The sequence below is a fragment of the Psychroserpens sp. genome, assembly GCF_045105015.1.
Classification (GTDB): domain Bacteria; phylum Bacteroidota; class Bacteroidia; order Flavobacteriales; family Flavobacteriaceae; genus Psychroserpens.
This window is the reverse complement of the sequence record NZ_JBGCCX010000138.1, coordinates 1-8849: the sequence shown is the minus strand read 5'-3', so window position 1 is coordinate 8849 and position 8849 is coordinate 1. Positions and strand designations below refer to the sequence as shown.

Annotated in this window: 9 protein-coding genes; 7 read left to right on the top strand and 2 right to left on the bottom strand. The window is 31.4% G+C overall.

The window, feature by feature from the left end:
- The 7 genes from htpG to AB8B90_RS10500 form a co-directional block, all read left to right on the top strand.
- On the top strand, positions 1–1470 hold a 1470-nt coding region (gene htpG / locus AB8B90_RS10530; protein WP_405336638.1), incomplete at its 5' end, for a molecular chaperone HtpG.
- A gap of 172 nt (positions 1471–1642) precedes the next feature.
- The gene (locus tag AB8B90_RS10525) at positions 1643–2335 is read left to right on the top strand and encodes a carboxypeptidase-like regulatory domain-containing protein (protein WP_405336636.1); all 693 of its coding nucleotides are present in this window, start codon (positions 1643–1645) and stop codon (positions 2333–2335) included.
- A gap of 14 nt (positions 2336–2349) precedes the next feature.
- A complete protein-coding gene (locus tag AB8B90_RS10520; RefSeq protein WP_405336634.1) occupies positions 2350–3357 on the top strand; it encodes a transglutaminase-like domain-containing protein in 1008 nt (335 codons plus the stop codon).
- A gap of 61 nt (positions 3358–3418) precedes the next feature.
- Positions 3419–4501: a serine hydrolase domain-containing protein gene (locus tag AB8B90_RS10515; RefSeq protein ID WP_405336632.1), complete on the top strand. Its 1083-nt coding sequence runs from the start codon at positions 3419–3421 to the stop codon at positions 4499–4501.
- A 140-nt stretch (positions 4502–4641) separates the two neighbouring features.
- Positions 4642–5226: a Crp/Fnr family transcriptional regulator gene (locus tag AB8B90_RS10510; RefSeq protein WP_405336630.1), complete on the top strand. Its 585-nt coding sequence runs from the start codon at positions 4642–4644 to the stop codon at positions 5224–5226.
- A 242-nt stretch (positions 5227–5468) separates the two neighbouring features.
- Complete coding sequence (locus tag AB8B90_RS10505) at positions 5469–7127, top strand: serine hydrolase (RefSeq protein WP_405336628.1); 1659 nt, start codon at positions 5469–5471, stop codon at positions 7125–7127.
- Between the two features lie 15 nt (positions 7128–7142).
- Entirely contained in the window at positions 7143–7619 is a 477-nt protein-coding gene (locus AB8B90_RS10500; protein ID WP_405336626.1) for a DUF1572 domain-containing protein, read from the top strand.
- Between the two features lie 7 nt (positions 7620–7626).
- On the opposite strand, the gene AB8B90_RS10495 is transcribed toward AB8B90_RS10500, so the two are convergent.
- Together AB8B90_RS10495 and AB8B90_RS10490 are read right to left on the bottom strand one after the other, a co-directional pair.
- Positions 7627–8283 carry a uracil-DNA glycosylase family protein gene (locus tag AB8B90_RS10495; RefSeq protein WP_405336624.1) on the bottom strand — a complete coding sequence of 219 codons (657 nt, stop codon included), beginning with the start codon at positions 8281–8283 and terminating at the stop codon, positions 7627–7629.
- 3 nt (positions 8284–8286) lie between these two features.
- Positions 8287–8849, bottom strand: a 563-nt coding sequence (locus AB8B90_RS10490) for a YaaA family protein (RefSeq protein WP_405336622.1), incomplete at its 5' end; no start/stop codon positions are given.

Here is an 8849-nt window from a genome sequence, read left to right as displayed (position 1 = left end):
ACCTGTGATGGCTCTCCTGAATTCACATTAGTAGAATCTGACAAATCAGAAAGAGGCACAGAAATCGTACTTCATATTGCTGAAGATTCTACGGAATTCCTAGAAGAAGGTCGCATTAGTGAATTATTATTAAAGTACAATAAGTTCATCCATAATCCGATTAATTATGGAACAAAGGAAATGACTGATCCTGAATTCATTCAAAAAACGACAACTGATGCTAAAGGTAAAGAAACAACAGAGCCTCACAAACAAATCACAGTTGATAACATTATAAATAACCCTAATCCTGCTTGGACGAAACAACCAACAGAATTAAAAGATGAAGATTACAAAGGGTTTTACAGGGAACTGTATCCAATGCAGTTTGAAGAACCTTTATTCAATATCCATTTAAATGTTGACTATCCGTTTAATCTTACAGGAATCTTGTATTTCCCGAAGATGACAAACGATTTAAATATTCAAAAGGATAAAATTCAGTTGTACCAAAATCAGGTATTTGTAACAGACAACGTAGAAGGTATTGTACCAGAATTCTTAACCATGTTAAGAGGTGTTATTGATTCGCCAGACATTCCTTTAAATGTGTCACGCAGTTATTTACAAGCTGATGGTGCAGTAAAGAAAATTTCGTCTTACATCACTCGTAAAGTTGCAGACAAACTAAAATCGTTGTTTAATAGCAACAGAGAAGATTTTGAAGCAAAATGGGATGATATCAAAATCGTCATTGAATACGGAATGCTTTCCGAAGAAAAATTCTTTGAAAAAGCAGATGCTTTTGCTTTATATCCAACTGTAGATGGTAAGTTTTATACTTATGAAGAACTTTACAATAAGATCAAAGCAAAACAAACTAACAAAGACGACAAACTTGTTATTTTATACGCTTCAGATAAAGACACGCAACATTCATACATCGAATCGGCAAAAGCCAAAGGTTATGAAGTATTACTATTAGATTCTCCAATTGTTTCGCATTTAATTCAGAAGTTGGAAACCACTAAAGAGAATATTTCGTTTGCTCGTGTTGATGGAGATCATATTGATAATTTAATCAAGAAAGATGACACGACTATTTCTAAATTATCTGAAGAAGAGAAAACTACTTTAGATGAATTGCTAAAGGAAATTATTCCTGCTGAAAAATTCTCAGTACAATTAGAAGCTATGGATAGCGATGCTTCACCATTCATCATTACGCAGCCTGAATTTATGCGTCGTATGAAAGAGATGCAACAAACTGGTGGAGGCGGAATGAATATGTTTGGTAACATGCCAGATATGCATAATCTTATCGTGAACACCAATTCAGAATTGGTGAGTGACATTCTTAACACTAAAACTAAAAAGAAGCAAGAGCGCTTAATCAATCAGAGTTTAGATTTAGCACGCTTATCTCAAGGTTTACTTAAAGGTGAAGAACTGACAAACTTTATAAAGCGTAGTTACGACATGATTAAGTAATCTCTATTACTTAAATAATAAAAAACCACTTTGTTAATTCAAGGTGGTTTTTTATTTACGCTATTCCAAGTTTATCTTTCACTCATCAAAAAGCATCGTTCACTAAGTCTCTATTTTTTATACTGCCATTGAACTCTAAGTTTGACTCATAATAACACTAAACTCAATTATTATGAAACATCAATTTAACTTAGACATTAAAACGCCTTGCTCAGAAGATTTCAATGAATTCACACCAACTTCAAAAGGTGGTTTTTGCAAATCTTGCACAAAAGAAGTAATAGATTTTACAAGCATGAACTCTGAAAAGATTGCTACTTATTTTCAAAATAAAAACAACTTAAACACATGTGGAAGATTTAATAGTGAGCAGTTAAAAAATTACGAATTCCAACCAAAACGTAACAGTAAATTTAGTTTTTTAGGAGGTATAGGTTTAGCATGTTTAACCCTATTCTCTTTTGGCACGCTACAAGCTCAAAACACGGAAAGCAAAACAAAAAACAAAGACAACAAGCCTTCGAAATCGACAATTCAAAACAATGAAAAAAACATTCAAGTAAAAGGTCATGTTACATCGGGTGAAGATGGCTTACCACTTCCAGGAGTTAATATTGTTTTAGAAGGCACAGAAATAGGAATTCAATCAGATTTTGATGGGTATTTTGAATTCCCTGAAAAACTTAAAAAAGGTGATGTCTTGATTTTTAGCTTTATAAGTTTAGAATCTCAGAAAGTGATTATTCATGATGAAAATTCAACTTCAAACGTCGTTTTAAAAATAGATATGGAATTTACTCGCTGTATCGTTATGGGAAAAGTAGCTTCAAAAAAGGTGTACTCATCTAAGAAAAACAAAAAATAGTTAATTGTTGAATTATGAAAAATGCTATTCTTTTTTTTCTTTTTATATCTCTTGCATCATTTGGGCAACAATCAGATTTTAAATCTATTGACTTTACAAGAGCTGATAATATTGCGCTACTAAATGCAGAAGCTGATTTAGATAATTTGCCAATTCTAGCACATCAACTTACTTCAAAACTATCTACTGATGTTGAAAAATTTAGAGCCATTTATTCTTGGGTGTGCAATAATATTTCTGGAGACCCAAATCAGCATAATACAGTAGGAAGTATGCGAAGAAAACTAAAAAATGATAGTATAGCACTCCTAAAATGGAATAAATCATTTAAAAAAATAGCATTTAAAAAACTACTTAAACAGAAAAAAACAATGTGTACTGGCTATGCGTATCTTATTAAAGAGTTATGTTTTTTATCTAATTTAGAATGTGAGATTATAGATGGATATGCAATATCTGCTGAGTCTAACACAGACAAGCTTGACACACCAAATCATTCATGGAATGCTGTTAAACTCAATAACAAATGGTATTTATCTGATGCCACTTGGTCTAGCGGTTATATGCTAGGAGGTATTCTTTTTGTAAAAGAATATAATGACGGCTACTTTCTAGCAGATCCAATTCTGTTTGCTAAAAGTCACTATCCATTGTATAAAAAATGGTTATTGAATCAAACATTAATTGAAAATGAATTCAATGCTGGTCCAATAGTATATGGCGAAACTTTCGAACATCATATTATTCCAATAGGTCCAGAACAATTAGAGACAACTATAGAAAAAAACTCTGAAATTAATTTTAGTTTTCAAACTACAAAACAGATTTCTAAAAGTGATATCGATTTAGTGAAGGTTTCAAAACATGGTCAAAAGAAACTTAAAATTTATAACATTGAAACCAATAATGGAAGGATTCAATTTAAACACCAATTCAATCGGAGAGGTCTTCACGATGTCCATTTAAGAGTTAAAAATGATATTGTTGCTACTTATACTGTAAAAGTTGAGCGTATAAAATAAATGTACTGATATAAGAAAAAAGCTTAACTTGTTACATCAATCAAGCAATATTCACATCAGTATGAAAAAGACACTTTTAACTCTCGGAATTTATATTTGTACTCTTGTACAAGTTTTTGCTCAAGCTGAAATTAAAACTCCTGATCAGATTATTGAAAGTATTTTTAATGATGGACAAACTGCAGTTGGATTGTCTGCAGCTTATTCAGTTGACGGAGAAATTCATTGGGAATCTGTAAAAGGATATGCAGATAGAAAATCAAAAAAGCCATTAAACTTCGATACTGAATTTAGAATTGCATCCATAGCTAAATCGATGACAGCAATTGCTGTAATGCAATTAGTTGAACAGGATAAAATTGACATTAACCTGCCTATCGATACTTATATTCCAGAATTTATTCAAAAAGGAAATAATAAAATTACGACTAAACATATACTGTCTCATACTTCCGGAATTAATGGCTACAAAAACAATAAAGAAGTTGAAAGCACCATCAACTATAAAACATTAATGGAAGCTTATTCTGTGTTTCAAAATCGTGACCTAAAGTTTGAACCTGGCACACAATACGCTTATACAAGTTATGGTTACGTCGTACTTGGAATATTAATAGAAAAAGTTTCTGGAATGACCTACGAATCATACATGCAAAAGCACATTTGGAATCCTGTAAACATGTCAAATACTGGTGTAGAAAAATTAACTAATAAACGAGATAATGCATCAAAGCTCTATCACAAACAAAAACAAGGAAAATTTAAAGATGCTAAAGTCAATGATTTAAGCAATCGTATTCCAGGTGGTGGTTTTTATAGTACAGTTCGTGATTTATTAAAGTTTGGTAACGCAATACTTAACCACACTTTAGTGAACGAAGAAACATTAAAACTAATGACTGAACATCATAGCTTAGCGAAAGTAAATAACAGTTATGGATTCGGATTTTATCTCTATGGACAACAACCTAATGTTGGAAGTATTCTTGGGCATAGTGGCACACAGACAGGTTGTTCATCTCAATATTTTGTAATACCAAGCCTCAAAGCCGTTATTGTAGCTATTTCTAATACTTCAGGAGCTGGTCGAGAAGTTTCTACTTTAGCAGGACAATTGATAGACAAAACTAAAAAAGAAAACTAATCGACCCTAAACATATGTTAATTAGGTGGTTTTTTCTTATTAAAAATTACAATTCAGCCAATTTTAAGTACACATATCGATGCTAATTCATTAATTAAAAGCTTTTTCGTAACTTAAAGTGTAATTAGCTTTTTTTTATAATGCATTCTGATAATTCAAAAATCAAGGAGATATTTAAGCAATTATCTTTTTCTGAAAAACAGATTAAGATTATAGAATCTGTATTCCATAAAGTTAATTTTAAGAAAGGGGATATTATTTTAAAAGCTGATGAAAAGGTAGACTATCAATATTACATCTTAGAAGGATGTTTACGTACTTACTATATCGACAAACATGGCAAAGAGCATACGGTTCAATTCGGAATTAAAGATTGGTGGATTAGTGACTACACCGCTTTTTTTTCAACTACAAATGCGTTAATGAATATCGAGGTCATTCAAGATGCTACCGCGTATCGTATATCAAGAGAGGATAAAGAATTTCTATATGCTCAAATTCCGGAAATAGAAACGTTTTTTAGAATAAAACTTGAAAGCGCTTTTGCAGCGTTTCAAAAAAGAATATTATCCAATTTATCAGAAACTGCAACTGAGCGTTATCTCAATTTTATCAAAAAATATCCAAACATTGAAAAATCAATAAAAAATTATCACATAGCTTCCTATTTAGGAATTACTACAGAAAGTCTTAGTAGAATTAGAAAAGACTTAGCAAAACAATAAATTTCTTATCATACATCAATTTTTTAAAGTGCTAACTATCTTATATTTGCATCATTATCATAACATAGATATAACCTTTATAAATCCCTATTGATTAATAGCAAAAAAAGCGCAAGTGTTACAACTTGCGCTTTTTTATTGTTTTCTACTTCAAAAAATATAACGAAATATTGTAACTCCTTTCAAATTTAGTCGTCATATGAAAAAATCGTAATTTTAGTTCATCAAAAATTCTCCTTACTATGACAAGTCATACTTTATTTTCAAAATTCACTTTAATTTGTTCTTTCTTATTAATCACTACTTCTGGTATTGCTCAAACTATTGATGAGCAACTTAAAGTATATTTAAATGAACAAGGTTATACTAATGAATCTCCAGGATTGTCACTTTTAATAGCAAAAGATGGAAAAACGATTTATAAAATTGGACTGGGTATGGCTAACTTGGAAAACAATGTAAAAACAAATCCAAATCATGTGTTTGAGATTGGATCCATTACAAAACAATTTACTGCTGTTAGTATATTGATGCTTGAAGAGCAAGGAAAATTAAGTATCGACGATGAGATTACTAAGTACATTAAAGACTATCCTACACAAGGCAAAACAATAACCATTCTCAATTTACTTAATCATACGTCTGGAATTAAAAGTTACACAAATATGCAGAGTTTTATGCAACATGCAAGAACTGACATGACTCCTACAGAACTGATTGATAAATTTAAAAATGAGCCAATGGAATTTGATCCTGGTACTGCTTTTAATTATAATAATTCTGGCTATGTGCTTTTAGGACATATCATTGAAGTCATTTCTGGAATGAGTTATGCCGATTTTGTACAGACCAATATTTTTGATAAGCTTGAAATGAATAACTCTTATTACGGAAGTATGACGCAACTAATTCCTAATCGAGCTCGAGGGTATTCTGAAACTGAATCAGGTTATCAAAACGCTAACTACCTTAGCCTAACGTTGCCTTATGCAGCTGGTTCAATTATGTCTACAACCGAAGATTTATTAATCTGGCAAAATGCTATTAGCGCTAATACTTTAATTTCTCAAAAGTCTTTAGATAAAGCTGTTAATGGTTCAAAATTAAATACAGGTGAAGATATTCCTTATGGTTACGGATGGATTAAAGGTAATATTAGAGGCTCAAGAACCTATGAACATTCGGGAGGAATTTTTGGTTTCACAACTAATGGCATATTTCTTCCTGAAGAAAACATTTACGTCATTGGATTGACCAACTGTGATTGTAAAAATGTTGGAGAAATTACTGAAAATGTTGCTGCTATTGCTATTGGAAAACCTTTTCCAAAAAAAGAAGATGCTATTACTCTAAACAAACAACAATTAGCCAAATGGGTTGGTGCGTATGAATTTGAAGATGGAGTGTTTCGCCATATTACGCTTAAAAACAACCAATTATTTAGTCAGCGTGAAGGCAGTACAAATCTTGAAATTTATCCATTTACTGAGACGCATTTCATTTTTGATGGTGGAAATGTCACTTATGATTTCTTTATGGAAGACAATGTACGCATGGCTAAATTTATTGCAAACGGAACAACTTATATAGGTAAAGGCATTGATAAAGCTCCTCCTGCTGAGAGAAAAGAATTAACATTAGCTATTGAGGTCTTAAATCAGTATGTTGGGAAATATGAATTACAACCTACTTTTATAATTACTGTTATGGTTAAACAGGACCGTTTATTTGCACAGGCTACAAATCAACCTGAATTTGAGTTATTCGCTTCAGAGAAAGACAACTTCTTTTTAAAAGCTGTTCCTGCCGAAGTTGTATTTAATAGAGCTGACGACGGAAGTGTTACTAGCTTAACTTTAAAGCAAGGTGGACAAGAAATGCCTGCTAAAAAAACAGAATAATTAATTTCGAAACTAATGGAATCAGCTCAGCAGTTAGCAGACCGATTTAGAGCATTGTTTTTAAACGGAACATGGATTGCCAATACCAATTATCAAGATCTATTAACTTCTGTAAATTGGAAACAAGCAACTCATAAAGTTGCAGCTCTTAATACTGTTGCAATACTAACCTTTCATATTAATTATTATATTGAAGGTGTTCTACCTGTATTTAATGGAGGTTCATTAGACATTAAAGACAAGTACAGTTTTAATGCACCTCAACTAAAATCAGAAGAGGATTGGAATGCTTTAAAACAAAAACTGTTTTATAATTCGGAGGCTATTGCTAAACAAATTGAAGTATTGACTGAAGCACAGTTAGAAGCGATTTTTGTACACGAAAAATATGGATCCTACAGAAGAAATATTGAAGGATTAATTGAACATGGTTACTACCATCTTGGTCAACTTTCTTTAATTAAAAAAATGATTACTGAAAATAACAGTTAATACAATTTTATAAAAACTCACGATACTGCATCACACGAAAATCGAAGGTATTAAATTTTGGATTCTTCGCTTTTAATTGTTTGTATAATGGCAGTCTACTTATAGAAATATTTGCGGCTCCAGATCCTGATGTAAGTGAAACTGTTTTAATTGTTCGTTTTTCATCTAACTCAAACTGATGAATTCTAGGAACCTCATTCGACACAACTTCCAATTTTAAATTATGTGTTTTTAGATGTTTTCTGAAGAAATACTCTGGTCCGTTTTTACTATTTCCACCAGTAAATAATAGTGTATCAATTTTCGAATAATCTTTTATATACTTAAGGACATTGCGAAGCTTAATGTTTTTCATTCCCAAATCTGAAGCATCAATTTTTTCGCGCTCTGCGCTTTCTACAATATCACAAACTCCAATGTTATTCTTAATGAGAAATGCTTTACGTTGGTTAATGGCTTCATTAGAATTATCATATCTTAAATTGAGATTATGAATCTCATCAATAAACAACCACAACGAATTATAATAACTTCCATAACAAAAATCAACATCTTTTTCTAAGAGTTCGCCAGTTGAAAATCTCGGTGGTGGTAAAGTCCCAACAATTAGTTTAGTCGAATCACTATTAATAAAAGGTTGGTATGGATGTTTGTGATGAAACAACTACTATCTTGTAAACACTAATTCATTTTCTGAGGATAAGTTTTCAGTGAATCGATAGTTGTCATAATCAAATGCTTTGATATCGTCTAAAGTTTTAGCATTGGTGTCAATGATGTATCTAGCCATGAGTCCTCTTGCTAATTTCGAAAATATAGCAATGGTTTTATAGTTTCCGTTTTTCAGTTCTTGAAACTTGATATTAATTACCGGAACTTTTAAAGCTTTAGTATCGATGGCTTTAAAATATTCATTACTTGCTAAATTTAAAAACAACTCATCGTCTTTTAATTCTTCATTTAAGGCTTGAGTGACTTGCTTTTTCCAGAATTCATATAAGTTTTTGTTTTTACCGACTGGAAACTTCGTTCCCATTTCTAATCGGTAAGGCTGCATTAAATCTAAAGGTTTCAAAACACCATATAGTCCTGATAAAATTCGAACAGTATCTTGCAGCTGATTTATTTTTTTGGAATCAATTGTATAAGCATCTAAACCTCTATACACATCACCATTAAATGCATAAATCGCTTGTCTGGCATTTTCTTTAGTAAAAGGTAAACTCCAAT